This window comes from Alkaliphilus oremlandii OhILAs (genome assembly GCF_000018325.1).
GTDB classification, from domain to species: Bacteria; Bacillota; Clostridia; order Peptostreptococcales; family Natronincolaceae; genus Alkaliphilus_B; species Alkaliphilus_B oremlandii.
In genome coordinates this window covers 847,355-874,021 of the sequence record NC_009922.1, presented here as the reverse complement: position 1 = coordinate 874,021, position 26,667 = coordinate 847,355, and the positions used below count along the sequence as shown (strand labels likewise).

The 26,667-nt window shown below is 33.9% G+C and carries 32 protein-coding genes and 1 riboswitch; of the genes, 2 read left to right on the top strand and 30 right to left on the bottom strand.

The window, feature by feature from the left end; genetic code table 11:
* Positions 1-20 precede the first annotated feature (20 nt).
* The 21 genes from eutA to CLOS_RS04025 all read right to left on the bottom strand — a co-directional run bounded on the left by eutA (position 21) and on the right by CLOS_RS04025 (position 16,258).
* Entirely contained in the window at positions 21-1,451 is a 1,431-nt protein-coding gene (gene eutA, locus CLOS_RS04120; RefSeq protein WP_012158659.1) for an ethanolamine ammonia-lyase reactivating factor EutA, read from the bottom strand.
* A gap of 149 nt (positions 1,452-1,600) precedes the next feature.
* Positions 1,601-1,945, bottom strand: a complete 345-nt coding sequence (locus CLOS_RS04115; protein WP_012158658.1) for a BMC domain-containing protein — start codon at positions 1,943-1,945, stop codon at positions 1,601-1,603.
* Between the two features lie 24 nt (positions 1,946-1,969).
* Positions 1,970-3,109, bottom strand: coding sequence for a 1-propanol dehydrogenase PduQ (locus CLOS_RS04110; RefSeq protein ID WP_012158657.1), 1,140 nt, complete (start codon positions 3,107-3,109; stop codon positions 1,970-1,972).
* 78 nt (positions 3,110-3,187) lie between these two features.
* Positions 3,188-3,769 (bottom strand): cob(I)yrinic acid a,c-diamide adenosyltransferase, encoded by a 582-nt coding sequence (locus CLOS_RS04105; protein WP_012158656.1) that lies wholly within the window; start codon positions 3,767-3,769, stop codon positions 3,188-3,190.
* Between the two features lie 2 nt (positions 3,770-3,771).
* Positions 3,772-4,215 carry a EutP/PduV family microcompartment system protein gene (locus CLOS_RS04100; RefSeq protein WP_012158655.1) on the bottom strand — a complete coding sequence of 148 codons (444 nt, stop codon included), beginning with the start codon at positions 4,213-4,215 and terminating at the stop codon, positions 3,772-3,774.
* Positions 4,216-4,231: 16 nt separating this feature from the next.
* Positions 4,232-4,576 (bottom strand): BMC domain-containing protein, encoded by a 345-nt coding sequence (locus CLOS_RS04095; RefSeq protein ID WP_012158654.1) that lies wholly within the window; start codon positions 4,574-4,576, stop codon positions 4,232-4,234.
* A 320-nt stretch (positions 4,577-4,896) separates the two neighbouring features.
* Positions 4,897-5,760: a 4Fe-4S binding protein gene (locus CLOS_RS04090; protein WP_012158653.1), complete on the bottom strand. Its 864-nt coding sequence runs from the start codon at positions 5,758-5,760 to the stop codon at positions 4,897-4,899.
* A gap of 4 nt (positions 5,761-5,764) precedes the next feature.
* Positions 5,765-5,908, bottom strand: a complete 144-nt coding sequence (locus CLOS_RS16430; protein WP_278183748.1) for a CD1871A family CXXC motif-containing protein — start codon at positions 5,906-5,908, stop codon at positions 5,765-5,767.
* A gap of 14 nt (positions 5,909-5,922) precedes the next feature.
* On the bottom strand, positions 5,923-7,008 hold the full coding sequence (locus CLOS_RS15215) for a TlpA family protein disulfide reductase (protein WP_049753781.1): 1,086 nt from the start codon (positions 7,006-7,008) through the stop codon (positions 5,923-5,925).
* Between the two features lie 131 nt (positions 7,009-7,139).
* Complete coding sequence (locus CLOS_RS04080) at positions 7,140-8,276, bottom strand: sensor histidine kinase (RefSeq protein ID WP_012158651.1); 1,137 nt, start codon at positions 8,274-8,276, stop codon at positions 7,140-7,142.
* A complete protein-coding gene (locus tag CLOS_RS04075) occupies positions 8,273-8,953 on the bottom strand; it encodes a response regulator transcription factor (protein ID WP_012158650.1) in 681 nt (226 codons plus the stop codon). The genes CLOS_RS04080 and CLOS_RS04075 overlap by 4 nt, the downstream gene beginning before the upstream one ends.
* A gap of 351 nt (positions 8,954-9,304) precedes the next feature.
* Complete coding sequence (locus tag CLOS_RS04070; RefSeq protein WP_041718974.1) at positions 9,305-9,535, bottom strand: DUF2798 domain-containing protein; 231 nt, start codon at positions 9,533-9,535, stop codon at positions 9,305-9,307.
* 14 nt (positions 9,536-9,549) lie between these two features.
* The gene (locus tag CLOS_RS04065) at positions 9,550-10,002 is read right to left on the bottom strand and encodes a MarR family winged helix-turn-helix transcriptional regulator (RefSeq protein WP_156774392.1); all 453 of its coding nucleotides are present in this window, start codon (positions 10,000-10,002) and stop codon (positions 9,550-9,552) included.
* A gap of 152 nt (positions 10,003-10,154) precedes the next feature.
* Complete coding sequence (locus CLOS_RS15210) at positions 10,155-10,856, bottom strand: PepSY domain-containing protein (protein WP_012158647.1); 702 nt, start codon at positions 10,854-10,856, stop codon at positions 10,155-10,157.
* Positions 10,857-10,922: 66 nt separating this feature from the next.
* On the bottom strand, positions 10,923-12,005 hold the full coding sequence (locus tag CLOS_RS04055) for a PepSY domain-containing protein (protein WP_012158646.1): 1,083 nt from the start codon (positions 12,003-12,005) through the stop codon (positions 10,923-10,925).
* Entirely contained in the window at positions 11,992-12,537 is a 546-nt protein-coding gene (locus CLOS_RS04050) for an RNA polymerase sigma factor (protein ID WP_242649595.1), read from the bottom strand. The genes CLOS_RS04055 and CLOS_RS04050 overlap by 14 nt, the downstream gene beginning before the upstream one ends.
* A 208-nt stretch (positions 12,538-12,745) precedes the next feature.
* Positions 12,746-13,468, bottom strand: coding sequence for a hypothetical protein (locus CLOS_RS04045; protein ID WP_012158644.1), 723 nt, complete (start codon positions 13,466-13,468; stop codon positions 12,746-12,748).
* A gap of 213 nt (positions 13,469-13,681) precedes the next feature.
* A complete protein-coding gene (locus tag CLOS_RS04040) occupies positions 13,682-14,419 on the bottom strand; it encodes a MerR family transcriptional regulator (RefSeq protein WP_012158643.1) in 738 nt (245 codons plus the stop codon).
* Positions 14,420-14,691: 272 nt separating this feature from the next.
* Positions 14,692-15,354: a CPBP family intramembrane glutamic endopeptidase gene (locus CLOS_RS04035; protein ID WP_041718972.1), complete on the bottom strand. Its 663-nt coding sequence runs from the start codon at positions 15,352-15,354 to the stop codon at positions 14,692-14,694.
* Positions 15,355-15,612: 258 nt separating this feature from the next.
* Positions 15,613-16,056 carry a hypothetical protein gene (locus CLOS_RS04030; RefSeq protein WP_012158641.1) on the bottom strand — a complete coding sequence of 148 codons (444 nt, stop codon included), beginning with the start codon at positions 16,054-16,056 and terminating at the stop codon, positions 15,613-15,615.
* On the bottom strand, positions 16,043-16,258 hold the full coding sequence (locus tag CLOS_RS04025) for a helix-turn-helix transcriptional regulator (RefSeq protein WP_012158640.1): 216 nt from the start codon (positions 16,256-16,258) through the stop codon (positions 16,043-16,045). Before CLOS_RS04025 ends, CLOS_RS04030 begins: the two co-directional genes overlap by 14 nt.
* Positions 16,259-16,620: 362 nt before the next feature.
* On the opposite strand from CLOS_RS04025, the gene CLOS_RS04020 reads away from it, so the two are divergent.
* Positions 16,621-16,824, top strand: coding sequence for a DUF378 domain-containing protein (locus tag CLOS_RS04020; RefSeq protein WP_012158639.1), 204 nt, complete (start codon positions 16,621-16,623; stop codon positions 16,822-16,824).
* Between the two features lie 206 nt (positions 16,825-17,030).
* On the opposite strand, the gene uvsE is transcribed toward CLOS_RS04020, so the two are convergent.
* From uvsE to CLOS_RS03985, 6 genes are all read right to left on the bottom strand, one after another.
* On the bottom strand, positions 17,031-18,284 hold the full coding sequence (uvsE, locus tag CLOS_RS04015; protein ID WP_012158638.1) for a UV DNA damage repair endonuclease UvsE: 1,254 nt from the start codon (positions 18,282-18,284) through the stop codon (positions 17,031-17,033).
* Between the two features lie 164 nt (positions 18,285-18,448).
* A complete protein-coding gene (locus CLOS_RS04010) occupies positions 18,449-18,934 on the bottom strand; it encodes a hypothetical protein (RefSeq protein WP_012158637.1) in 486 nt (161 codons plus the stop codon).
* The gene (locus tag CLOS_RS04005; protein WP_041718970.1) at positions 18,928-19,272 is read right to left on the bottom strand and encodes a hypothetical protein; all 345 of its coding nucleotides are present in this window, start codon (positions 19,270-19,272) and stop codon (positions 18,928-18,930) included. Before CLOS_RS04005 ends, CLOS_RS04010 begins: the two co-directional genes overlap by 7 nt.
* 434 nt (positions 19,273-19,706) lie before the next feature.
* Positions 19,707-20,285: an AAA family ATPase gene (locus CLOS_RS03995; protein WP_012158636.1), complete on the bottom strand. Its 579-nt coding sequence runs from the start codon at positions 20,283-20,285 to the stop codon at positions 19,707-19,709.
* Positions 20,286-20,401: 116 nt separating this feature from the next.
* Complete coding sequence (ant(6), locus tag CLOS_RS03990) at positions 20,402-21,253, bottom strand: aminoglycoside 6-adenylyltransferase (RefSeq protein WP_012158635.1); 852 nt, start codon at positions 21,251-21,253, stop codon at positions 20,402-20,404.
* 164 nt (positions 21,254-21,417) lie between these two features.
* Positions 21,418-21,891 carry a pyridoxamine 5'-phosphate oxidase family protein gene (locus CLOS_RS03985; protein WP_012158634.1) on the bottom strand — a complete coding sequence of 158 codons (474 nt, stop codon included), beginning with the start codon at positions 21,889-21,891 and terminating at the stop codon, positions 21,418-21,420.
* Between the two features lie 172 nt (positions 21,892-22,063).
* Here CLOS_RS03985 and pdxR point away from each other — a divergent pair, with 172 nt between their 5' ends.
* Positions 22,064-23,554 carry a MocR-like pyridoxine biosynthesis transcription factor PdxR gene (pdxR, locus tag CLOS_RS03980; protein WP_012158633.1) on the top strand — a complete coding sequence of 497 codons (1,491 nt, stop codon included), beginning with the start codon at positions 22,064-22,066 and terminating at the stop codon, positions 23,552-23,554.
* Between the two features lie 12 nt (positions 23,555-23,566).
* On the opposite strand, the gene CLOS_RS03975 is transcribed toward pdxR, so the two are convergent.
* The 3 genes from CLOS_RS03975 to thiC form a co-directional block, all read right to left on the bottom strand.
* Complete coding sequence (locus CLOS_RS03975) at positions 23,567-24,034, bottom strand: hypothetical protein (RefSeq protein WP_012158632.1); 468 nt, start codon at positions 24,032-24,034, stop codon at positions 23,567-23,569.
* 437 nt (positions 24,035-24,471) lie between these two features.
* A complete protein-coding gene (gene thiW / locus CLOS_RS03970; RefSeq protein WP_012158631.1) occupies positions 24,472-24,960 on the bottom strand; it encodes an energy coupling factor transporter S component ThiW in 489 nt (162 codons plus the stop codon).
* A gap of 1 nt (position 24,961) precedes the next feature.
* Positions 24,962-26,275: a phosphomethylpyrimidine synthase ThiC gene (gene thiC / locus CLOS_RS03965; protein WP_012158630.1), complete on the bottom strand. Its 1,314-nt coding sequence runs from the start codon at positions 26,273-26,275 to the stop codon at positions 24,962-24,964.
* Between the two features lie 150 nt (positions 26,276-26,425).
* A riboswitch (TPP riboswitch) is annotated at positions 26,426-26,534 on the bottom strand.
* Positions 26,535-26,667: the final 133 nt, after the last annotated feature.

Here is a 26,667-nt window from a genome sequence, read left to right as displayed (position 1 = left end):
TGTACATCCTCCTTCTATCTTTAATTAAATACTAATGTTTTTACGACAACTGGTAAAACAGAGCCTTCTGCGATCGGTTTTCCAATATCAATGTAGTCTCCATTTCGTACATAAACACTATCGATACATACAAATGGATAATTCTCAGGAAGATGTGCATACAGGCTATGACCCAGTGCCTTTGCCATATCCTCTTTGACGATAATCACCAATGGCAATTTTTTCTGAATCAATAGATCTAAACCTTCTATGATTTCCCTTGCTAAATTCTGAATCAACTGGAAGGAAGGGTTATGGACACCCTCTATCCCTAAGCCAACCGTTTGGACTTCTCCATCTACCATAAACCATTTTACTTTTTCTTGAATAATGTTCCCTAAATTCCCACAATTATTCGCATCTTCATCATCTTTTGATAGCTGCAGGATGGGGATATTCTGAAGTGGCAGGATTTCTTTTTTATAGGTGATGGTGCTCCCTGAAACGTCGGTGGTATGGGACCCTGCTCCAACTACAGTGGCTCGGATGGTCTCTACTGTTGGAATCACATTCAGAGCTGTCATTAGAGAGGATTCCCTTATTTTCTTACCTAACAACAGTCCGATATCGCCATATTCAAAAGGATTTTGTACCCCCTCTTTCGTGATCCCATCTGCTACGCCACCTGAAAATGAAATACACTTTATTTGAAGTTTTGTAGTCAATTGTTTGTTGGTGATCAACAGTTCAAAATAAGGACTCCTTTTACCTATTCGAACACTGTTTTCCAGTACCTGGACAAATATATCTAAAAGTTTATCCAGCTCTTTCAGATCGACTTTTTCATTGAGACGAAGGTCTAAAGCTTCTTTTCTGATGATTTTCTCTACCTTTGGAGAAATATAACGAATGATACCACTGGAATCTACCTTGATTAATCGCCCCCCAATATCGAAGCAGGCTGTATCCTCAATGTCTCCATCGTTGAATACGACGAGGTTGGTGGTTCCTCCACCAATATCAAGATTCACTGCCGTCGTATGATGATTTTTAGAATAAGAATAGGTTCCTGCTCCTTTCCCTGCGATGATACTCTCTAAATCGGGTCCTGCCGTTGCCACAACAAAATCTCCCGCAAAGCCACTTAGAGCATTCGCAACGGATCGGGCATTTTCTTTTCGAACGGTTTCCCCAGTGATAATAACGGCCCCCGTCTGAATGGCGGATTTTGTAATCCCTGCTTTTTTATATTGCTCCTCTACAAATTCCTTTATCCCATCAGAATCGATCAGATTGTTTTCTAATATAGGGGTAAAGATAATATCGCTTTTAAAAATTACTTTTTTATCCGTAATGGAAATTCTTGGAATCGTAAAAACGGATGCCATATTTTCAATGGAAAGTTCTGATAAAATTAATTGTGTCGTTGATGTGCCAATATCAATACCGACACTTAGTAAGGTTTCCGCCATCTGATCCACTCCTTTTCAATATGTTAATTACTTTAAACCTAAAAAAATAAACGCTGAATAATAGGTCCATAATTGTCCCCTTATTAAGCGCCCTTGATTGGATCTACGACTTTTGATGTCATAGCTCTGTATTCAATTTTAAATGTACTTTAAGTGCTAGATAAGGGCACCACCGTAAAGTCTAAAAGACTTGCCATGGTGTCTAAAATATTTTCCAAAGCAATCTTCACAGAGGAAACATCTCCGATGATTACCACAGCGCCTGAAAATCGATCGACAAAACCAATTTCTATTTCAGCAGCCTTTGTTGCAATATCCACCGCGATAATGGAGGCTTCGCTGGGTGTTATGGTTAAAATCCCCACAGCCTCATTTCCAGATTGTACGATACCCATTTTTTGGTACAATTCGGAATCAGCCTTTGCAATCACATGGGCTACGGTGATTTGTTTTCCAGGAACATATTCCTGTATCACCCTCTCATTTTTCTCCAAGTCATCACCTCATTTATTCTTAGTTTATATAAATGATTTCCTTAGAATATGAATCACATCTTCCTTCGTTAGAGTAACAGGATTTGTTTCTGTACAACGATCTGCAAGGGCAGCTTCCGCTACTCTATTTTTATCAGATTCAAATTGTTCCTTGGTGATCCCCCATTCAGAAAGACTTTTTGGCATAGAAAGCTTCTTTTGGAGTGCAAGAATTGCGTTGACTAAACTTCGTACACCTGCTTGTACATTACCAGCGTTCAATTCCAAGAATTTAGCGATTTCTGCATATCGACCTGCAGCAAGGGTCCTGTTCTTGCCATAATTTCCTTCCACCATTCCTGCATTGTGACGGATAACGTGGGGCAATAAAATGCTATTGATTCTTCCGTGAGGTATGTGCCAACGTGCTCCTGCTGCATGGGCTATGCCATGATTGATCCCTAATGAGGTTATATTAAATGCCATACCAGCCATTGTTGATGCCATATGCATTTTTTCACGGGCTTCTTTATCCCCACCATTTTTATAAGCTCTCTCTAAATAAGTGAATACATAGCGTATTGCCTTTTCGCTTAAGGCATCGGAGATATCATTGGCATTGGTGGAAACATAAGCTTCTATGGCGTGGGTTAGAACATCCATGCCCGTATCGGCTGTTTGCTTTGGTGGTAAGCCTGCAATGAGACCAGCATCTAAAATCGCCTCATTTGGCAATATTTCCTCTGTAATCAATGGATATTTCGTGCCCTTTTCATCATCAGTGATGATGGAAAAATCCGTAACCTCTGAACCGGTTCCGCTCGTTGTAGGAATTGTAATAAATCGTATTCCACTGAATCGACCTGTCAATTTTCCGAAATAAAGCATAGCTTTTGCTGCATCGATGGCAGAACCACCGCCGATTGCTAGTAGAATTGTCGCCGAAAAATCCTTACTATATTCCAATCCAGCAACAATATTATCAATTGGTGGGTCTGGGATAACTTCAGAAAACACCAAGATTTCTGTGCTGGGATCCATATAACTTCTAATCTGTGGTAATAACGCTGATGAAGCGATAAAAGAATCCGTTACGATGAAGATCTTTTCGTTCTTAAAATCGGATAATCTTTTTAGACTATCTTCACCAATATATAAGGCTGTCCCAAATCTTATTTTCTGCATAGCACTACTCCTTTCTGACAAAAAATTTATAAAAAAATAGAACGACTTGTCAGTACCTATTAAAAAATATATTTTTTGTTATTGTAAATGTTCTTTTTTAAGCTCCATGTGAAATACCTTGCCGCTTCTTTCATAGAGCACATCTTCTATGCCTTCATTTGCATTTGCAACCCGTGCCACTGAAAAAAAATAATCCGACAAGCGATTGATAAAAATCAATACTTCTTCATTCATATCATTGGTCCATTGGAAGGTTACAATCTCTCTTTCTGCTCTCCTAGCAACAGTTCTGCAAATATGCAAAATACTTGCTGCTGGTGAACCGCCTGGCAAAATAAAAGATTCTACTTCCCGAGGAATTGCTACATGAGCATCGATACATCCTTCAATCCATTCTGTCAAATCCGGTGTGACCCGATACGTTCCTTTTCCTCTTGGCATTGCTAAATCGTTGCCACAATCAAATAAATACTGCTGAATTTGTATTAATTCTTTTTTCAAGGCATCATTATTCTTTATCAATGTGATTGCATATCCTACGAAACTATTGAGTTCATCAATGGTGCCATATGCTTTTATGCGTTCACTGTCTTTTGCTAATTTAGTGCCTCCGATGATCCTAGTGTACCCTTTATCACCCGTTCTAGTATAAATTTGCAAATTTACCCCTCCTTTTCCTTAGAAAGATAATCGATCAGTTCCGCTACGCCCTCATCTTTCATTGCTGAAAGACGAAAAATTTTGCTAACCCCTGCCAATTCTAATCTCTTTTCAGCGTTGATGATGGCTTCTTCATTCGGTGCTAAATCGATTTTTGTAATAATTCCGACACATTGTTTTGTAAAATTTTGTGCAAAATAGGGCGAAAATGTCTGTCCCGATTCCACCACACTACAAACGAAGCCAATGACGTCAGAACTAGCAGCCATCATCTGCAGGGCACTATAGAATCTTCTATGTAAGACAAACTCACCTGGCGTGTCGATCATCTGAGAATAAAATTCAACAGATTGTGTTTTTTTGTATTTGATACTCTCTCCTTGAATCCTTTGACAAAGGGTAGTTTTTCCACTTCCAACGGATCCAATCAACATAATTTTTTTCATTTTCTACGCCTACCTATTACGTTCTTGTTATTTTGGGAACAGTAAACCGCATCAACTCTCTTAAAGAAATCACAACCTGCTCCATAGCAGATTGTACAGCCGACACATCTCCTAAGATAAAGACAGATCCACTGAATCTATCGACAAATCCAATCTTAATGGGTGCAGTCTTTTTAGCGATATCTACAGCGATAATTGCAACCTCTGGTGGGGTTATGGTTAAAATACCAATGGCATGATACTTTTCATTATTCAATCCTAATTTTTCAAAGATTCGATCATCTGGATTCGCTATAATATGTGCCAATGTCACTTGTTTCCCTGGTACTGATTCAAATATTTTTCTTTCTAATAGACTCATGGACTCCCTCATTTCACTATCAGAGCACAATACCCATTGTTTGTACTATATTCTTTGCTTTATAATGCAACTTAAGTATTCCCTTTATAAGCAAATTCTAATCGCTTAGAATTTATTTTAGTTCTAAGTATACGCTCGGCTGCGATCTAAGAATATGAGGAGTAAATGATTAAATAGATACTTGTTTTTGAAATTACAAGAGTTCTATCTGTAAATAGGGCTAAAATAAACTATATAATAGTAGCTAAAAATAATATTGAAAGTATTGGATATCCCTATACCAATACTTTCAATAAATAATCAAATGATCGATAATACAACTATTCTTTACATATCAATTTAAATCCTGATGTAATTGCTCCTTGCTTACATACATCCTTACATTTACCACAACGAATACACTCTGGACTATTTATATTTCTTATAACTTCTACATTCATATTGCAATGACGCTGACAAGCTTTACACCCATTACATTTTAGTTTATCAATATGCATTTGATAAAAGCTAAAGTAATTGAAGATTGAATAAATCGCTCCCAGTGGACAAATATACTTGCAGAATGGTCTATAAATGAATACCGAAGAAAGTACTATTAGAATCAACAATGTTACTTTCCATCCAAACAAAACACCAAGCATGCTACGCAAACTTTTGTTTTTTAAAATCAGTGGTAACCCCCCACCTAATGTTCCCGCTGGACAAATCCACTGACAAAAATATGGAGGAGCGGTACCAAACTCATCTGTTAGAAATATAGGAAGTAAAATAACCAAGATTAGTAATAATGCATATTTTAGCCACCGCAATAGTTGATCCATCTTCTTTGGTACTTTCAACTTAAATATTTGTATCTTATATAGTATGTCCTGTATAAATCCAAAAGGACATAGGAATCCGCAGATAAACCTGCCAAACAAAACACCGAATAAAATTAATATGCCCATCACGTAATAGGAGAAGTTATACCTATTTCCACCTACAACGGCCTGCAATGATCCTATAGGACACGATCCAATCGCACCGGGGCATGAATAGCAGTTAAGTCCTGGAACACATGCTATCTTAGTATTACCCTTATAAATTCTTCCCGTTGCAAAACCGCGTAGGTTGTAATTTGTTAATATGCTAGCAACCACTTGTATCAATGGACGTTTTTTTACATATTCCCACAATTTTTTCATAGGATTACCCCAATCCTATACATTCAAGACAAATGTTTATAGCTTTTTCCAATACTATCAAGTGCTCTTTCCTAAGTATTCCTGTCAATACAAATAGAGTCGCTACTACAAGTGTGGAGTATTTGATATACGATTTGAAATTTAACATATATAACCTCTTTCCTACTTTGAAAATCTTTCAAGTATTTCATTCATTAAATTAAGATAGGCGTCGGTAACATCTTCTTTATTTTGAGATGGAGCACCAATTTGTTCTTCACCGATGATGTTCCCCTTACTATCTACAAATACGGTTGTTGGATACGCGTCTAAATAGTCTAGTAACGATTCTTCCAGCTTCTCGTCCGGAATTAATGTAGGGAATTTACAACCTTTTTTATCCAGTATTTCTTTTGCTAATTCCGCTTCCGTACCTGCGTTAGAACATATTGAAATCATGTTCATATTTTCTGGTAATTTTTCATATACCGCTTGTAATTCCGGCATCTCCTCTACGCATCCTCTACACCAAGTTGCCCATATATTTACCATTGTAATATCATATTTAGCAAAATCCTCTTGGGTAAAATTACCGCCATTTAACATTTTAGCATTGAAATTCTTCATGTTTTTTTCCACATTGGAACTAGGAAAAATGCAGAAATTATTTACAAAGCTGTCAAAATTAGAAATTAGTGCCTCTATATTTTTTTTGTCCTGTTCACTTAGATCGTCTATGGATGAATAATCTTCATTCCATGCAAAATAGTATGTGTGCTCTTTCAACGTAGCAACAGCTTTCTTATTGGAATAAGTATCCGTTAAGTATTTCATTGTAATTTCTCCTATTTCATCTTTCGAATCGTTAGGAATCTTATAGATTGCAGCGTAGTTAAAAAATGCTGCTGTTATATTAGGCATGTCTGTCTTCCCATCTAGTATAGATGGTTCCTTTAGCATTTTTACGCCATTTTCTGTTATATAGGAAAATGTATATCCTAGTCTAGGATTACGTTCTATTCCTAGTTGTTCTTTTTCCATCAATTCATTTTCTTTATCTGTGAGTACAAATCCAAGCCCGATTCCCTTATCTACAGTCCCTTTTTCGTAATTATATGGCTCACCTATTAGATTTACCATCCCTTTTTCTGCATATTTTTTGTTTACATTGGTACCATTGATTTTTTGCGAACATCCATTTAAAATAAATATCATGGTGGATGCTATTAGTAGCAAGACTGTGCCTAGTTTTATAATCTGTTTTTTCACTCTGTTTTCCTCCTTATAAAATAAATTTTCGACTTTCATTAGTCTACTGCTATTTTATTAAATTGTAGGTTAATAGTAGGTAAAGAAAAAGTCTCTGCTGAATTTTTTCAACAAAGACTTGATTGTGTTTTTTAGGCCAATGGTAATGTAACTGTAAATTTGCTCCCTTGTGGCTCATTTTTTCCATGGACGATGGTTCCTTTATGCTGCATTATGATTTCTTTAGTAATAGCAAGACCAAGACCCGCACCTCCTACTGTTCTAGAGCGAGACTTGTCCACCCTATAAAACGGTTCAAAAATGTATTTCGTCTTATCTTCCTCAATACCTATACCTGTGTCGACAATACAAATAATACATCGATTTTCTTCTGTATATGCTGAAACAGAAATTTGTCCACCATCTACATTATACTTGATTGCATTATTCAATAAGTTCGATATGGCATGCTTGATCATAACTGCATTCGCTGTTATATTACAAGGAACTGTGTCCATTCTAAATTTAATACTTTTGTTTATCATATCAGGTAACATCTCTTCTCTAATCTCTGCAAGTAATTTATCTATGGATACCTTATCATTTCTATTACAGGCATGGTTAGTCGAAAGAATCATTAAGTCATTCACCAACATCACCATTCGGTCCGTTTGCTTCTTCACAACACCAAGAATATCCTCTACATCTTCTTTGGAATGTGTTTCATCTAAATCAAATACATCAAGATTTGTTTTAATAACGGTAAGGGGCGTTTTTAATTCATGCGCGGCAGCTGCAGAGAAACGTTGTTCCCGATCAAAAGCTAACTGTAGGCGATCAAGCATTCCATTAAAAGAATTCGCAATTGAATTTAGTTCATCGCCTGCTTTAAAATTAGTGATACGTCTAGATAATGTATCTTTATTAATACAGGCAATGTCAGTAGCCAATTTTTGTGCAGGCTTCAAAACTAATCCTGATAAAAAATACATAATACTTGTACCTATTACTATAGCCACTACCATGAATAGGAAGCTAAATCTTGAGTATGGTCCGATTGTTTCTTCAATAATTATCTCATTCAAATTATCAAGCATAAATTCTGGTACTCCCTGCTCTGTTTGGCGTGCTACCTGGTCCATATCAATTCTTATGATCAACTGCAATGGGTCTACAACATTTACATTAAGATTATACATCCCCGAAACTGTAAAAGCTATACACAAAAGAACGAGTAGTATTGACGTAATAAATGTGAGCCTTCCCCTTAGAGAGATACCTTCCTTCATATTCCTTCCTCCTTAACAATTAAATACCCCTTTCCACGCACCGTAACAATATACTCTTTTCCGGAAGCTTCTCTTAATTTTTTCCTAATGTTGCTAATATGAACCTTTATAACATCGGTAAACATATTCACTTCACTGTCCCAAATATGTTCAATTAGAGTTTCTGCGCTGATAACAGTTCCGCGGTGTATCAGTAAATACTCAAATATAGCGTATTCACGAGGTGCAAGTGGAAAAATCACGCCATTTACTAATATGCTTTTCGCTCGTGTGTCCAGTATAATGTTGTCATATTGAATACTCGTATTATGTTGAATCAATTCACAACGCAGTAAAGAACGAACACGAGCATCTAGTTCAGCAAAATCAAAAGGCTTCGGCAAATAATCATTTGCTCCCATATCGAGTCCTCTAATTCGATCTGGAACGGTAGAACGAGCAGATAGAATAAGTACTCGCTGCATTTTGTCTTTCTCTCTTATAGTCTCAAGAACTTCCAAGCCATCCATGGAAGGCAGATTAAGATCAAGAATGATCAAATCATATTCATTGATGTGGTACAATTCCAATCCGACTTCACCGTCAACTGCATAGTCAACCGCATATCCTTTTTTAACAAAGCCCTTTTTCAAAGCATTAACTAAGTCAGTTTCGTCTTCAATGATAAGAAGCTTCAAAGTATATCACATCCTTTTTTGATAATCCTACCATATAAATGGTTAAGATAACGTAAAGAACATCCGCTTTTCCTTACAGTTTATCCTCAATAAGTCAATCCTGTGCGCTAGATATAAATACAATTTGTCAATATTAAAAATATCACATACTATATATTTCATACAGGTATTTTTTTATTTCCACCGTTTGAATGGAATGAATTCTCTATTAAAAGCAAAAGGATAAAAATTTGTTTCTATTGTATATTATGAAAACATCATGGATAAAAAAAATACGCATATGTGTTTCCAGCGTATTTAACAAGGATTTATACTGGTATACCATTCCATTTTATAAGATCTCAGACCAACCTACACTTCCTCTACGATACGATTTACGATCTTCTCTGCCAATGGAATAAATAAATTCGCCAATGGTACAGAAATGGCTGTGCCCACCAACGAAGACTTTAAAAATGCAATGAAGAAGCCTGCCCTAAATCCATAATTCATTAGTACCATAAAAAAAGCAATGGGTACAGATATAAATACAGCAGCAAGACAGGAAAATACAACGCCCCTATATTTCTTATTTATTTTCATAAACACCATCCCCCTCATTCATTTCTATTCAATGCTTTCATCGACATATTCTCTAGTATAGTCGATATCATTTTAAATTCCTCAGCATTTACATCTAATGAAATTAAATCATCCCAAGTTTTTAATGCATTATATATTCTATCTTTCACCTTTAATGCCTTTTCTGTGACTTGTATGCTATAGTATCTTTTGTCCCTTGGATTTTTTATTCTTTTTATATACCCTTTATCCTCCAGGCTTCTTAGGCTCCTTGTTATGGCTGCCTTATCAATATAATAGATTTCAGCTAAATCCTCTTGAGTCAACTCCTTATTTTCATAGAGCTTGATCAAATATATATATTCACCGGATGTGATCTCTAGGTCCTTCAATTCCTTATTGATAAATATCTGAAACTGTCGATACAGTATAGATACCCATCTGCCAAATTCTTCATATATATTGTTCATATTTATCACCATATTCATTTTATAAAATTTTAGTTGATAAGTCAACTAAAAACATGCATTGTATCACTTTGTACTTTTATGATTTTAGACTAACACCCTATATAACTTTTATATAAATTTAAGCCCTAAGAAAAATCATCTATTTTCTTAGGGCTTTTAAAGTTCATTATCTAATCATCAATTTCACAGTTGAATATATTTCCTGTAAATGCATTCATTTCTATTTCATATTTTATTCCATCTTTAAGAATTTCTATTTCATATTCGGCAGTATCATCATCGTATTCAAGTTCAATTTTAATAACTTTGCCATTTATTTTTTCTAAGGCAATTTTCTTTGCTTGCTCTTCGGAAATGACTTTATTGGTATGAATTGTATCATTATTATTCATTTCGGGATATTCTACCTCTATTTTTTTAATTTTACCGGTATATCCATCCATTTTTATTTCATATAAATTACCATCCTTAAGGATTTTTATCTCATATTCGGATGTATCGTTATGGCCTTTTATATTGTCAAGTTTCACTTTTATGATTTCACCATTGATCAAAGCTATGGCAATTTTTTTTGCTTCTTCCTTTGAAATAAGTTTTCCATTACTCATGTCTGCATCTAAATCTCCTACAGCAACATTTAATATTAATTGAATATCCATATTATTATCCCTGCTGTATTTAATCAATTCTTTCACAGTCATATTTAATAGCTCATTTGGTTTAATGGTCAATACTTTTTTAAAATCCGTTGTTTCCCTTTGATTTCTCATTGTCGATTGACCGTATGCATCCAACTTAGGGAGCCCTCCCATGCCCGTTGATAATAAAATTCCTGCAAGTAATATTACGATGGTTTTTTTTGTTTTTTTCATTTCAACTACCTCCTCTTTATAAGATAACGATTAAAGGAGCGTTTTTATTGCATCTATTTTTATTTTTTAATCCTCTTCATCAATATCAAATTCTAAAACATTACCTGTATATGCATCTAGCTCTATTTCATAGACATTTTTTCCCTCTGTTATTTTTATTTCATATTTAGCTTCATCTTCCTCATCATCTATATCTAATTCCATAGAGATTATGGTGCCACCCTTAGTCAAGGATAAGGATATTCTTATTGCTTCCTCTTTTGAAATTTTTTTCTTAGCAGGGGTTGTATTCTCTTTTGGTTGGATTTCATCCTCAAGATCATCGATATCATCAGCCTCTTTTAAGTCCTCATAAATTTCATCAGTATCCATATATTTAGGTATCCTACTGAAGTCATCACTGTGTACAATATCTTCTAGGTTTATACCGATCGACTGACTTAAGGTAATGAGTTCCTCTAAAGATAAGTCTACTAAATCCTCAATTTGAAGTTTTGAATTCAACTTTATTATTTTTCCAATAAGTGTCATTCTACTTAAAGATATTCCGTATTCATTTGCGTAATCTTTAACAGTACGATTATTTTCAACATCCTGAATTAGGATTATAGGACTAAACGCTTGCTTATTCATGTAGCTATGGATGGATGCATTCAATTTATTTTTCTGAAGATTTTGTTTGTATAAATTTTTATTATGTATGGATATTAAAAGATAATTATCCGGTGAATTCATATACTCTAAATCTATCATCTTTTGTAAAATTTCTTCTGTAACTACGACAATATCCTTTCCTTTAAAATGAATATCCTTTATTAACCTACTTCCATCTGAATTGTAAGTAAGAACATTTATAGCCTGCTCTCTTTTATTCGTTATTATTTCTATACTAGGGTTAAGATCTAGATAGATATGACTATCAGGGATTTTATACCAGTATTGCCATAATCCAATTGCTAGGATAAAGGTCGCTGCTAATGATGCCATCGGCATAACTTTTCGCGAAAACCTTTTCTCTTTAAATTGTCTAGTTATTTCATCATGTTGGATTATTCGAGGAATATTTTGAGCCTTTATATTATCTAATATATTTATGGGAGCATTATTTATTGATTTTTTAATACAATCTAATATTTTATTTTCCATCATAGGATATCCCTCTTTTCTCAAGGTTTTTTCTTAATTTTTTAATTGCCCTATGATATTTTGAAAGCGTTGTAGATAATTTTAAATCCAGCAGTACTGCAATTTCTTTATGTTTCATCCCAGATACTGCATAAAGTATAACTATTTGTCTCTCTTCTTCTGTTAAGATTCTCATGACTTCCTCTAACACCATTTTATCTTCTAAGTCTGTGATCTGCGATAAAGTGCTCTCTCCTGAAACTCCTATGGCCTCTAAGTTCGTTTCCCTACTAACCGTTTTGATTTTCGTATAATATAAATTTTTTGCGATCGTAAATAGCCATGCTAGGGGCTTACCCATTGGTTTGTATAAATGTGAAGCAGATATAAGTTTAATATAAGTATCTTGCATTATATCAATAGTCATATCATGATTTTTACTTAAAGCAAGAATATATGCATACAATATTCTCTCAGTATCACAATAAAATATATCTAAGGCTTCCATATCATCATTGCCTATTCTCTTTATTAAATCTTCATCTATATCATTCAAGTTATTTTGTTGTATGTGTTCATTCGCTTCAAATACGAAAGTAAACAGGAACATAAGTATTCCCTCCTTTGTACATATAACTCATTTAGGTACAATTTTATTGCATCTATATTAGATTTACTCGCACATACAGTTAATTTCAATTAGCTCTATCTTTCTAGCTGAACATACCTCCACAAAACCATAGCCTCCGCTAGCCCCAAAATACTTATTTAATTTCTATTCCATCTCCGATAGAGCAACTATTGGAAATAATAGCTACCCCTTCCACCACTGATTTTTCTTTTAATTTCGGTGATGTTGAAGGATTTGATGGATATCCATTTCCATTGAATTGCATTTTAACATAGGAATGCTCTGCGCCGCCACCAAATACTTGCATTATAATATCATTCCACCCATTTGTTTTCTCTTTACTAATTATAATAGGGTTCTGTACTAATGTAAATTCAGATATTATATCATAGTTTTCTTTGTCAACGATTAAAGCTGTAGATCCACCTGTTCCTGATACGAATTGCCCTATTAGATACACAAATATCTCATCTTTTCCATCTCCATTTAGATCAATATTATTATAATAATATACCAGCTTTCCATCTTCGTCTTTATTATATTTTAAATAATCTACAATAGCCTTTTCTAATTTTTCATCTCTTTGAGTTTCAGATGATCGATATTCCACTTTTGAAAAATCCACTGTACTCGATTTGAATTTCATCAGTTTATCCTCTTGATTTACTTGATTTTCTTTAGACTCTCCTTGCTTTATTGATTCTGTAATTGCTATTTTTTTCTCATCCTTCACCTTTATTTTTTCTTTTTTTTGGCAACCCACGCTCATAACTAGCGCTAATGTAAGCGTACTACTTAATATCGCCTTTTTATTCATAATATCCATATCCTCCCAAACTGTATTTATACTTTTCATCAAAGTATAGCATCTATAGAAGGACTTTTTCGTTAAAAACAATTTACAAATTAATTTCAATTTAGTTAAAACGTTCCGTTATTTTTTTAACAACAGTTCCACTAACTTCTATAAGGAATACATCTTACCTATATTTTTATATTAAAAAGGACATCAAAGTTTTCACTCCTATGTCCTCATCCCTTACCTTAAATTCTTTTTTATAAGGTTTATTTATTTTTTTGCATAGTTTTCTGCTGCAAAACAAATATAATAGCTTAAACCAGTCTGCTGCCCCTCAAGCATTTGCCTATGAAAATCGTCATTCATTAAAAATCGAGTTTGAGCTGCAAAACCTGCTGCATCAATATCCATATCCTTTTGCATAAACTTAATATGCTTTTCAATTGCCGTTAATACAGTTTTGTCCTCCACACTTATACCATTTTTTAAGGAATCTACCATAAATGACATAAACTCAGTTGCTTCTTTGGCCTTTTCATTCATTACATCTATATCGATTTCATTTATGTTAATTTCATATTCGTATTTCTGCTGTAAATGTTCATTTTGATAGGCAAGTGATTCCTCCCATTCCTTTTTATTTAATCCCTCAAACATTTTTTCTTTACTCATAGCTACTCCTTTCTCTTCGTGTTGAATGGTTTCCTCCAGCGTACATAAAATATTCCTAAGCCTTTGCTCTTGTGCTTTTAACAGTGTGTATTGTTCCAATAGACAATTCATCCGATTAGATTCGTTATGCAATGCTTTTTTTATGTCTTTTAAAGAAAAATCCAACTCACGATAAAATAAAATTTGCTGTAATGTTTTTAATTCTTTGTCGCTATAGTAGCGATATCCATTGGCGGCTATACTTTCTGGTATCAATAATCCAATTTTATGGTAATGGTACAAAGCCTTAATTGATACACCAGAAATTTTAGCTACCTTGTGTACTGTATATACCACTTAATATCACCTCACAATTAAGTATAAAGTCTTCCCTAAGGTTGGAGTCAATTGTTTTTTATAAAAAATCTACAAATCCTAGATTCATTGAATGCTTTATTCTTTTACCTTATATAAAACAAAAACACCAAGATGTTTTTATCCCGGTGCCTTTGATATTTAAAATTTGTTTGCTATGATAAAATGCATACTTATTTTACTTCATTTTCCTTTGAAACTTAGACCGTTTACAATATGCTATTTCAAGAAAATATAAAAAATCTACAATATGGTTAAATAAACCAATTCTCAAAAATCATACCTGTAAAAGCGAAAAAATTAGTTATTATATGAGCAACGGTTACAATTCCAATGGATTTTGTTTTGTATGCAACCCAGCCCCATAATAACCCCATAAAAAATGCACCGCCAACTAATGGAAGGAATCCGCCTTGATATACCATTCCTTTTGCAAAGTATAATGATATATGCCAAATACCAAAAAATATGGTGGGATATATGTATGATAAAAAAATATTATGATTAAAAAATTTATTGAAAATCCCACGCCAAAATAGTTCTTCAATCGTTCCATTTATGAGTGCATATAGTAAAGCAATGACTAAAACTCGGAATCCTGCTATTGGAGCAAAATTCTTAAATACAACAAAAAAAGTGGCTACACAGGGCATGAAGGCTATCATATACCATAACACTCTTTCTGATGTTTTAATGTCGGTTCTTTGAGAATAAACTTCTTTCAATCCATGAGGCCCATTACAGCTATATAAAGAAACAGGAAGGCAGAAAACAAACCAATAAATACAAAATCCCACCACATATCCTCCAGTTTTTCCTATTTTGTTGGTCAGTAGCGGTATGAATAATAACATTGCAATACAAAGAATTGGTGCGGCACAAAGTATAACAAATTGCCTTTTGTTCATATCTTTCATACAAATATCCCCTTTAATCACAAATTCATTGACCGAAATTCATTGATACCGATACTATTATATAATTCATCTGCACATCCATCAACCAACGATACCTCTTTTCCAATTTAAATTTTCAACCGATTCATTGGTACTATCTTCTGTTCTATTTTTTTGCCATACACTGTATTTAAATCGGAAACATCCAAGCTATATACCCAAGCATGTTTTTAATTTTACATTTAATGATTTGAGTATTCATTAATTCATTTATAATTATTAATACTTTTTACTGAGCCTTTTATAGATAATGATCCCTATGATATATTCAAATACTAACAATCCACCTAAGTATAAAACAATCAAACGAGTATCAGCCGTAATTTCTAAACTTCCAAGAATTGAGAATATAACTATGGAAATGGATAGTGTAATTAAACCTACGATATAGGCATATCTACCAGACTTATCTCGCAACATCGTCTTTCTTTCATCATATAATTCAATATTTTCATTTTCTAGCTTTTCTTTATGTTTACTTCTATTTTCTGGTTTCGACCAATAATAATGTTTCCATAATATAACTGTACCACTACTAATGCCCGCTCCCGCAAATCCACTTAATAAACTAGTTAATTTAGTTTTAAATAGCAATGCATGAATTAAACATGTTATACCAACTAACAACGATACTAATCCTTCTATAACCTTACGCCTCTTCATACGTATTCCTCCTTTTATAGATAAAAATTTCTTCAATTGGTTTTCCAAAATAATTAGAAATAATAAATGCCAATTCTAATGAGGGATTATACTTCCCTGTCTCGATAGAACTAATAGTTTGTCTTGAAACGCGGATTATTTTAGCAAATTCTTCTTGACTCAATCCTTTTTCCTTACGCAATATTTCTACTTTATTTTCCAATAAATTACGCTCCTTTTTTGACAAGTTTCCTTTACATTCAAAATAACACGCCTTTATAGTTTTGTCAAGTTTCCTTTACAGTATTATAGTAAAAAATGCGAAACTACTATTGAAAAGGGGCGAGTTTAATTATATTTTTGAATCTCTGCACTACCACTTAAATAACAATAAAAATGCATTTTAGTATTTTAGATATTTGTTTTATACATCTAGTTTTATCATCTCCAGCTAGGCTTCTCTATCGGTGAATACAAACTTTAGACTATTACTTATTTTTTTGTCGACGCATATATCAGTATATTATGGAAATAATACCTAGAGACTAATATAAATATAAAATTCGAATAGGAGGTGAGCATACAATGGATAGCTTAGCACTAATTCTTGTCATCATAGGAGCTTTGAATTGGGGACTTATTTCAATTTTCCAATTTGACTTAGTAGCGTCTATTTTTGGTGGGCAAGATGCTCTTTTAAGCAGAATTGTTTATGGACTTGTTGCACTAGCCGGCGTTTATTCAATAAAATTTTTAGCGGATAGAAACAATACCAGAGTCAAAGAATAGATTGAACTAATGAGGTTTAATTTGATTGTGTATAAAGGCCGTAATATAAAAATAATCCTCTGTATTATTTTTTATTACAGCCTTTTTCCTGTTATATGTGGTTGGAATTTTTATACGAATGTCTCTCTGAGTTGAATCTTTTCTTCATGCCATCTCCAGCCCTCAAGATTTACGTTCTGTACCCATGATTATAGCCTTATCCTAAGCTAAATGTAAAAATAATATGAGCTTAAAAGATACTTACTATTATATTTTTCAGAAAGTTTTTTAAGGTGTTTTTTAACAGCATTAATTCCAATTTGATTCGTTTCAAACTTCTCTAAATCTCTAAAAAAGTTTTCTTTCTCCTTATATGATGTTGAGCTTTTAAAGTATCCCCAAACATGTAAAATGGAATTTAGTTGACTGCCTTTGTTTCCATCACTCTTAAGAGATTCCTCCAGCAGCGTATAAAAAGTATTAGGTGAAATATTATTTTTATTTTTCAAATGTTGTCGAATCTGAAGATATTTGTTATGGGATTTTTCTAAAACCGTATATTTATACTTGCTCCATTCCTCTTCCAATCGACTGATCTTAAGATGAGGTGTGGTGCAATTGATGCACTTAATACATGATAAGTTTTTATCCTTCACCTCAAGCATGATATCTATGTCCTTGTCTATAGTATTGTAAAAGTTCATAAATTCATTTATAGCAATAAAGTTTGAGTGAGAGCCTGTCCTTTTCCCTTCTGCCTGCTGTGAATAATGAATCTTTTGGGTACCATCTTCCTTTTTCCATGTGTCTCTACATTTATTGATCCAATCAATTTCACTTCTTTTTATTTCTGGTGCATTAATTTCATTGTGAAGATTGTCGAATACCACAGGAATATTATTCTCAATTCCAATACTGAGCACCTCTTCTATGGTATAAATTTTATCATCATTTTCTATGATAAGTCTTTTCTTCACCTCTTCGGGTAGAGTTTTATAATTCTTAACGAACCTTTCTTTCGATAATATTTTACTATCGTATGCCCCTCCAATATGAATAACAATCTTATGCTCCTGATTTAATTCCATACTGTCAAGAATCCTTGTATGATAGATTAAATCATCCACCGCTTTTTTTACCACTTCTATTTTGTTTGAATTCAAAACAGTATACTGTCCAGGGTGCATTGAAACACGCATACCAGAATTTTTTATCTTTCCACCTATGTAAATCAACTCTTTTTGAAAAACTTCCCACCACTTTATATGATTAAATTCAGAAGAGCCGAAGGGTATCAGATCAGAACTTATTCTAAATAGCCTTATGTTGTTCCGTATATTATAATCAATAATATTACTCAGCGAATTAATGTTATGTTCCATTAATTCAGTTAGCCTTTCGTCGCTAGCATTTTTTAGTGTACAAGCTTTCATATCCGTATTCGGTACTCCAATTAATTTACATGCATAACCTATGCTCATATGAACCTACCCTATCCTAAATTATTTTGATCGTGTATCAAATATCAATGGCCCACTTTTCTTTTCTCGTGTTCTTGGAGCATTCATTTAACACGGCAACTGCAATCTTCAAATATGTAGCAAAAAGAACCCTCTGTGGATATGGACTCACCAAGCAGCTCATTTTACCTTGTGGCGATCCACTCCAAAATAGGCGTAAGATTTTCTTCGTTTACGCCATCAAAACCATTTTCAATAATAGAAATGGCTTCTTCGAGTTTTTCATCTTTTTCCTTGCGGCTTTTAAGCATGTTTACAAACATAATTAGCATGATTTTATCCATACCCTTTATCTCCTTTAAAGGAAAACATCCACCACGCAGATAAAAAAATGGGATGCTTTCGATCTTGTTCCTCATAATAACTGTGTCCGTATTCGGTTCAGCAGTTCGTCCAGTGCCCGATGCACAAACAGCTTTGACATTATATTTTCTTAGTTTATCAAGACCCTGTATCTTCCCAACCTTCATCCAACCCAGAAAGATTATTTCTTCATCGCGATTAACCTTTGAAAGCTCTTTTACCCCAAAAAAATTTAATCCTGTCTTCTTAGCAAGCATCTCGGCATACCGCTTTGTAAAACCTGTCTTTGATTCATAAACAATTACCACTTTCGCCTACCTCCTTTACCTGATTCCGGTCCTAATTCTATAATATTATCAGCAATCTTTATTACATCAATATCATGTTCAACAATGAGTATTGTATTTCCTTTATTTTTTAAATCGATTATTAATCTATTTATCTTTAATATATCTTCTGGATGCAGTCCTATACTAGGTTCGTCTAATATATATAATAAATCTACAAGACTATTTCCAAGCTGTTTTATAATTTTGATTCTTTGAGACTCTCCTCCAGAAAGACTTCCAGTATTTCTATTTAAACTTAAATAATCAAGCCCTACTAATCTAAAGTTATATAAATTCTTTAGAATGGAATCTATCACTTCTTTTGTGTTTTTATGTTTAAACCTTCTAAGTCAATTATTAAATTCTCTATACTCATTGTACAATAGTCGTAAATATTTTTATTATTTATTTTACATTTTAAAATATCTTCATTCAACCTACCCCCCGTTACACTTTGGACAGAGAATTTCTTTTGCACATTGATCGATCTCATGTTTATAAATCCGACCTTCTCTACTATCCTTCTTAAAAAAAGCTTTTTTTATTCTGGGTATTACCCCCTCATAACATGATATCCAACCTAAATGAGATGATTTCTAGCATAAATACCATCTATTTATTGGATCTTTTTATAAAAAATAATTGATGGATCTAACATCATCTATTTTTCAGCCTATGATTAAGGGTCAAAAACCGATGTTTTTCATCGATTTTTGACCCTTTGTTGTTCTTTAACCTTTCCACCCATCTTTTAGTATTCAGCAATACGTGCTTCCGCCCAAGCCCTTGCCAAAATTTCATCCACCGTTTCTTCCGGTGTTTGTTCCGATGAATCCAACCATAACCCGATTCTTGGCGTTTCTTCACGAAAAAGTCTATCAAATTCCGCAACACTCCAGCCACCATATCCTTTTTTAGGCCTTTCAGCCTCTCTTTTAGCTACTACTTCAGGGCGTGGACAAAGTGCTACTACAAATAAAGGCCTGTTTCGAACCATTCCTACAAAATTTTGAAGCATTTTTCCAATGATATTGTCTTGTACAACTACATTGAATCCTGCCTCAAAATATGCATCTGCTGTAGAAGCAGCCAGTTTATACCGAAGGTCAAGCTGATTCAATGCTTCCTCGGAAGGATTAGGTGACATTTCCTCACGTCCAGCAACAACCATTTTTCTGTAGATGTCTCCATGTACATGAACGCCCTTTGGAAAACGTTCTGCAAGAAGCTGCGCCACTGTTGACTTTCCCGATGCCATAATTCCTGTAATAATGAATATTCCTTTACTTTCAAGAATTAATTGTTGCGAATTGCATTTTTCGGTAATCATTATCCTTCCCTCCATACAATTAAATTTTAATTATGTTTAAAGATCACTGCCTACGTCTTATCCTCTAAAACCCTGACATACTAGGATATCTTTCATATAAGTATACCAACATCAATTTAACTTGTATATTTTCTTTTCATGTCTAGGGTATATTTTGTTATATTATCATCATATTTCGGATAAGTATAGTGCAGTTGTTTCGCTACCTCACCGGACACTTCCCTGAACAGTTGGTGGCATAGGAGCAATGCTTCCCATACTTTTTCATATGAATCCATTTGGTAGGTAGACAAAAACCTGTCCCACAGGTCTTGGCATATATATCGGTCAATAAACTTAAAGTTTTTGCCGACGCTTAATTTGAACCCTGTTTCGATGCCCACCTTCCACGATATCATCCTTAGGAGTTCATGACGAACAATCTGATTTAGATGGTCAATCGCAAATAAAATCTCCTTACGACACAGCCCCTTGACTACATAAGGCGTTGTATTCCAGAATTCGTTGCAGCAGTCATCGTATTCCCGTGCGCTGGGCTTATTTATATGGTAATCAATGTCGGTGGGAATAATGTGCCGCTGTATTCTTGCATCCTTGTCTAGGATAACCTTCATCAACTTGTCGCCATTCAAATAATCCTCCAGTTCTTCTAAGGGCAATAAGGTTAGGTCGATTTTATTATAATCGTCAAAATACATAATATAAGAGTATCCACTTTCTTCAGCCGGGAATAATGCCATATCCTCTGGTTTTTGCATCATTATAATATTTCCGAATTTTTTAAGCCATTCATCGTTTGAAATAAAAGATTTTATATCTATTACAAAATAGGTCATATCATAATCTTGGAATTCATCCTTAGGAATATTAACGTTGGTACGGGACCCTTCCAATATCATAATTCTAATGCGCTCATCCTGTTTTGCTATATCAAGCATCAAGTTCATTATTTCCTGCTCAGTTCTCATATCTTTCCCCCGTTCTAATATTATATATGTCCAGTTTTTTTCATCAATTAACTCTATCGTACCTTAATAATACATTGTCACTATTTTGGTCTTCACACACCTTTGGGATGCAAAAAGACTATGATAAAGGCATCATCCATCATAGTCTTTCTTTAGCAAGTACTTTATTTGTAATATTTACCTGTCCATTCTTTGATTTCCACCTCAATAACGCCAGTGCCCTTGACCATATTCTCCGGCAGGACTTCCCCTGAAAATTGAGGCGTATATTTATTTACTATTTTATTTAGTATTTCTCTTTTAGCCTCTGTATCCGTAATAAGTCTTGCATATCCTCGTATGATCACACTATTGTACTTAACATTTACATCACAGGCTACATCCATATCTTCATATAATAAGCCTAGCATTTCATGAACCTCAACACAAACTTTAGAATTTAGGTTAATATTATCCACTTTTTGTCCCTTTGGCAGTCCATGCATGTAAATTTTATCATTATAATATACAAAATTCATTGGTACGGCGTATGGAAATCCATCGCTGCCTTGCGTTGCTAGGACACAATCCTTTGATCTTTCTAATAAATCCTCTGCCTGCTCTTTGGTTAATTGATGATTTTTCATTCTAAATTGCATAAAATTCTCTCCCCTTTTTGAAACTCTGGTCATTGTTATGCTGTAAATAACCCATCTATTTACTAATCATAGCCTTTATAGTAACATTGTATCATATACTGGATATGCTTAAAGTGCCAGTTGGATACTAAATGATGGATACAGTTTTTGAATATGTTATGGGGTGATTTTTATGATTTATATTAATGAGAAATCTGAAATACCAATTTATCAACAAATCTATGCGCAGATAAAGGAAGATATTATTGGAGGTGCTCTCGTTGAAGGAGATAAGCTTGCTTCTACGAGGGTATTAGCAAAGGAATTATGTGTTTCTAGAAATACGGTAGAAAACTCATATTCCCAACTTTCTCTTGAGGGGTATGTTGAAAGCATCCCAGGATCAGGTTTTATTGTAAAAAATATAAACGAAGAGTTGTTCTTTCATCCAAGTAAAATTTCAGATAAGTTACGCAGCACTATAGAAGCCTATGATCGTGAGTCAGCTTTACTTAATGATGATTCTTTATTCTATAAATATAATTTCCAATATGGGAGTTTTGATGATTCAATATTCCCATATTCGCTGTGGCGGCGTTTGACCGCACAGGCTCTTTTATCTATTGATTCCAAAAAAATTAATTTTTATAATGATAAACAAGGTGAGTTAGATTTACGAATAGAAATTATGAATTATCTGAAGGGCTTTAGGGGCGTCTCTTGTACGCCTGAACAAATCGTTATTTGTTCAGGAAATCAGCATGCATTAGATTTGATATGCAAGATTTTTTCTAAATATAGTCCTAAAATTGCAATTGAAGAGCCTGGATATGATGGTGCTCGCATTGTATTTGAAAATAATAATTTTGAAATCAATCCGATTCCTGTACAATCCGATGGAATAAATATAGTAGAATTAGAGAAATCTTCAGCAAAACTAGTATATATTACACCTTCCCATCAGTTTCCTACTGGTGTTATTATGCCTATCCAAAATAGAATTCATCTCCTTCATTGGGCAACTCAAAATGATGGTGTGATCATAGAAGATGACTATGATAGTGAATTTAGATATCATTCTAGACCGATCCCATCGCTCCAATCAATCGATCAAAATGAAAGAGTCATTTATTTGGGCACATTTTCAAAAGCACTATCACCAGGACTCCGCATGAGTTACATGATTTTACCTAAATGGTTACTCTCTAAATACAATGAATTATTTAACGGGTATTACCCAACGGTTCCATGGTTACAGCAAAAAATATTAAGTCTATATATGTCCAGTGGTCACTGGGAAAGATACTTAAGAAAAGCTCGACTTTCCTATAAAAGGAAACATGATATCTTGGTACAAACCCTCACTAATTTAATGGGAGATCAGGTTATAATACACGGTAATAATGCAGGTTTGCATATCGTTCTAGAATTTGTTAATGGAGAGCATGAGGATTGGTTAATTGAGATAGCAAAAGCACATAAGATCAAGGTTTATCCCATCTCACCATTTTGGTATATAAAAGAAAGTTACTCAAACAATATGATACTGTTGGGATTTAGCATGTTAAATGAAGAAGAAATCATTGAGGCTATTACCCTCTTGGAAAAGGCATGGTTTCATCATTTTGGAAATCCTTTTGATGGTGATTCTAATGTTTCAGTATACTGTCACTATTGCAAATAACAGAAACTATTTTTACTTCAATATCTCGGTTTTACTTTTTCGCATTTGAATTTCTTGTTGTAAAGCAGGATCATTCTTTACCATTTTTTCTTCTTCTGGGGTTAATGGTTGACCCGAAATTACTTTCATCAATATGGACTGTACCTGCCCCATAAGCTTAAGTGCTTCTGCTTTATCCCTTTCATATAAATACGAATCCAGCTCTGGGTTACTTTTTCTTGCTGCCCAATAATAATCACTTTCTTCCTTTGTTGGTACCTTATAAAACCCTTTTTCATGGATTTTCATTACTTTATCAAGATGATAAGAGTTCCCTTCCATTTTCTTACTAATTTTAAGCATTTCTTTTCCGTCTGATGAAACTTCAAAATAATCCGAAGTAGGTCCTACCTTTTCAGTATTATGCATATTTTTTGCACTATGGTTCTTTGAGTTTAACGGGTAGCTTGTTTTGACAGAATTTATTTCAATCTTAGTCATGATGATGTCCTCCTTTTTACTCTTTATATACATATCGTCTAGAATAGGAAAGTCTTAAAGTATCAGGTTTAAAATATTCGAGTCGGCAGCCATACTTTCTAATCCATAGCAGTATTATTTATAGGGGCTTTATGTTTTTTAATAAGGTTAATTAAGACTAGAATCAAACCCTATTTGTAGTAAGCATATCTCTCAAAATGACAGCATTTGCATCTGGAAGAAAGATTTAATCCCTCTATCTGGTGAAAGTCCTCTCCCTTCAGCCAAACGAATAAAAATCTTTGATATAACCTATCATAGAGGGAAACCATTGCAAACCATTTAATTGTTTGCAATGGTTTCAGTATATATCATAAACTAAATAGTATTCGATATAATGTTGCATATGTCAAAATTCTTACTCGTATCCTTATTTCTGCATATTATTAGTTATAATTCTATAGCAGTGATTGCCTATCTTTTATCTGTCCAAAAGCTTTAATAATAATCAGAGCGATTATAGCGCCACCCACTGTACTTAGAATAAATGGATACACAAAGAATAAAGCCAATACTTCCTTTCCCATTATATATTTTGCTATAGGAAAAGCTACAAGCCCCCCTACTATTCCAGTGCCGAAAATTTCACCAATAGCCACCATATAATTATTTTTCGTCTTCTTATGTAGGATACCTGCTAAAAGTGCACCGATCATACTGCCAGGAAAGGCTAGAAGACTTCCAATACCCATGATATTCCTAATTAGTGAAATTAAAAATGCAATGCTCGTACTGTAAAAAGGTCCAAGCATAATTCCGGATAATATGTTTATTGTATGTTGAATTGGAAAGCATTTAGATATTCCTACTGGGATATACACTAGATTTCCAAGAACTACCCCTAAGGAAATAAACATGGCTGAAATTGTGAGTTTTTTTATATTCATTTTAATCCTCTGACCTTAGTATGTTTATATCTTTGCCTTCCATAATCCTATTCATATTCCTCATAGAACACATTTTTCCACACATTGTACAACTATCCTCATGCTCTGGACTAGATTCTTTTCTATATCTTCTCGCTTTTTCATCATCGATACTCAAGCTAAACATCTCTTCCCAATCTAATTTCTGTCTAGCCTTACTCATTTTTAAATCCCATTCATCTGCACCTTGTACTCCTTTAGCCAAATCTCCTGCATGAGCAGCAATCTTTGAAGCTATAATTCCTTCTTTCATATCTTCCAATGTAGGGAGTCTTAAGTGTTCTGCTGGTGTCACATAGCATAAAAAATCCACCCCATGGCTTGCAGCTATTGCGCCACCTATTGCTGATGTTATATGATCATACCCCGGTGCGATATCAGTAACCAATGGACCTAATACATAGAAGGGTGCTCCATGGCAGAGTTTCTTTTCCAATATGACATTTGCCTCGATTTCATTTAACTTCATATGTCCTGGCCCTTCTATTATAACTTGTACATTTTTCTCCCAAGCTCTCTTTGTCAACTCTCCTAATACCATTAACTCTGCAATCTGCGATGCGTCAGTACCGTCTGCTATACTGCCCGGTCTTAAAGCATCCCCCAGACTTATGGTCATATCATACGCTGCACATATCTCTAGTAATTCATCATAATATTCATAAAAAGGATTTTCTTTATTATTTAATTCCATCCATGCATATAGTAGAGAGCCCCCTCTTGAAACGATGTTCGTAACTCTAGTGTTTTTCTTAAATGTTTTAACAGTGTCCCGATTCAGCCCTGCATGAATAGTAACAAAGTCAACACCATCTTCTCCATGCTTTCGCACTACATCCAAGAATTCTTTTTCTGTAATATCTTTTAATTCTTTATCATAAAAGCCTACTGCATCGTATATTGGAACAGTACCGATCATAGCAGTAGACATGTTTACTAACTTTTGTCTAAATTCTTCTGTCTTGCCAAAAGAGCTTAAATCCATAATTGCTTCTGCTTTCATATCTATTGCAATTTTTACTTTTTCTAACTCTGCATCTACATTGGGGCAATCTCTAGATATCCCAAGATTCACATTGATCTTCGTCTTCAACCCACTACCAATTCCTTCTGGGTCTAAAGATTTATGATTTTTATTTGCGGGAATAACAATTTGACCTTTCGCCATTTTCTCCCTTAGTATTTCTATATCCATATTTTCTTTTTTGCTAACGATCTCCATCTCTTTGGTGATAATTCCTTTTCTTGCAGCATCCATTTGAGTTGTATATTTCATTTTCCTCTTCTCCTATCCTAATTTACTTGATATTTTTTACCCCTCCTAATACCCTGTTCCTATTTTTATTATTGTGAACATATGTATACTTCACCTCCTTTACAAAAACAAAAAAGCCGTATACTAACAAAAGTATACAGCAAAAATAAACATCTATCCTAGCTAAATCCCTTCGTTGGCATTATCCAAATCAGGTTCTTAGGGTCAGAAATAACATTTCTATCTCAGCTTATCAATATAGGCTCCCCTTCTAACTTAATATTCAATTTTTTGTTCAAACAAATAGAAGTATATCATAACATCGTAAGTTTTACAATCCCATCGCTCTCACTTCGCTGATGATTTAACAATATTTTACGTTGCTGAAGTAAAAAGTATTGTATCTATTTAAA

Excerpts from the sequence above, each read along its gene's own strand:
- eutA (WP_012158659.1), bottom strand. The coding sequence starts at position 1,451 with ATGGCGGAAACCTTACTAAGTGTCGGTATTGATATTGGCACATCAACG.
- CLOS_RS04110 (WP_012158657.1), bottom strand. The coding sequence starts at position 3,109 with ATGCAGAAAATAAGATTTGGGACAGCCTTATATATTGGTGAAGATAGT.
- CLOS_RS04100 (WP_012158655.1), bottom strand. The coding sequence starts at position 4,215 with ATGAAAAAAATTATGTTGATTGGATCCGTTGGAAGTGGAAAAACTACC.
- CLOS_RS04095 (WP_012158654.1), bottom strand. The coding sequence starts at position 4,576 with ATGAGTCTATTAGAAAGAAAAATATTTGAATCAGTACCAGGGAAACAA.
- CLOS_RS04090 (WP_012158653.1), bottom strand. The coding sequence starts at position 5,760 with ATGAAAAAATTGTGGGAATATGTAAAAAAACGTCCATTGATACAAGTG.
- CLOS_RS16430 (WP_278183748.1), bottom strand. The coding sequence starts at position 5,908 with ATGTTAAATTTCAAATCGTATATCAAATACTCCACACTTGTAGTAGCG.
- CLOS_RS04080 (WP_012158651.1), bottom strand. The coding sequence starts at position 8,276 with ATGAAGGAAGGTATCTCTCTAAGGGGAAGGCTCACATTTATTACGTCA.
- CLOS_RS04070 (WP_041718974.1), bottom strand. The coding sequence starts at position 9,535 with ATGAAAATAAATAAGAAATATAGGGGCGTTGTATTTTCCTGTCTTGCT.
- CLOS_RS04065 (WP_156774392.1), bottom strand. The coding sequence starts at position 10,002 with ATGAATATGGTGATAAATATGAACAATATATATGAAGAATTTGGCAGA.
- CLOS_RS15210 (WP_012158647.1), bottom strand. The coding sequence starts at position 10,856 with ATGAAAAAAACAAAAAAAACCATCGTAATATTACTTGCAGGAATTTTA.
- CLOS_RS04055 (WP_012158646.1), bottom strand. The coding sequence starts at position 12,005 with ATGATGGAAAATAAAATATTAGATTGTATTAAAAAATCAATAAATAAT.
- CLOS_RS04045 (WP_012158644.1), bottom strand. The coding sequence starts at position 13,468 with ATGAAAAGTATAAATACAGTTTGGGAGGATATGGATATTATGAATAAA.
- CLOS_RS04035 (WP_041718972.1), bottom strand. The coding sequence starts at position 15,354 with ATGAAAGATATGAACAAAAGGCAATTTGTTATACTTTGTGCCGCACCA.
- CLOS_RS04030 (WP_012158641.1), bottom strand. The coding sequence starts at position 16,056 with ATGAAGAGGCGTAAGGTTATAGAAGGATTAGTATCGTTGTTAGTTGGT.
- CLOS_RS04020 (WP_012158639.1), top strand. The coding sequence starts at position 16,621 with ATGGATAGCTTAGCACTAATTCTTGTCATCATAGGAGCTTTGAATTGG.
- uvsE (WP_012158638.1), bottom strand. The coding sequence starts at position 18,284 with ATGAGCATAGGTTATGCATGTAAATTAATTGGAGTACCGAATACGGAT.
- CLOS_RS03995 (WP_012158636.1), bottom strand. The coding sequence starts at position 20,285 with ATGATTACCGAAAAATGCAATTCGCAACAATTAATTCTTGAAAGTAAA.
- CLOS_RS03985 (WP_012158634.1), bottom strand. The coding sequence starts at position 21,891 with ATGCAATTTAGAATGAAAAATCATCAATTAACCAAAGAGCAGGCAGAG.
- pdxR (WP_012158633.1), top strand. The coding sequence starts at position 22,064 with ATGATTTATATTAATGAGAAATCTGAAATACCAATTTATCAACAAATC.
- CLOS_RS03975 (WP_012158632.1), bottom strand. The coding sequence starts at position 24,034 with ATGACTAAGATTGAAATAAATTCTGTCAAAACAAGCTACCCGTTAAAC.
- thiW (WP_012158631.1), bottom strand. The coding sequence starts at position 24,960 with ATGAATATAAAAAAACTCACAATTTCAGCCATGTTTATTTCCTTAGGG.
- thiC (WP_012158630.1), bottom strand. The coding sequence starts at position 26,275 with ATGAAATATACAACTCAAATGGATGCTGCAAGAAAAGGAATTATCACC.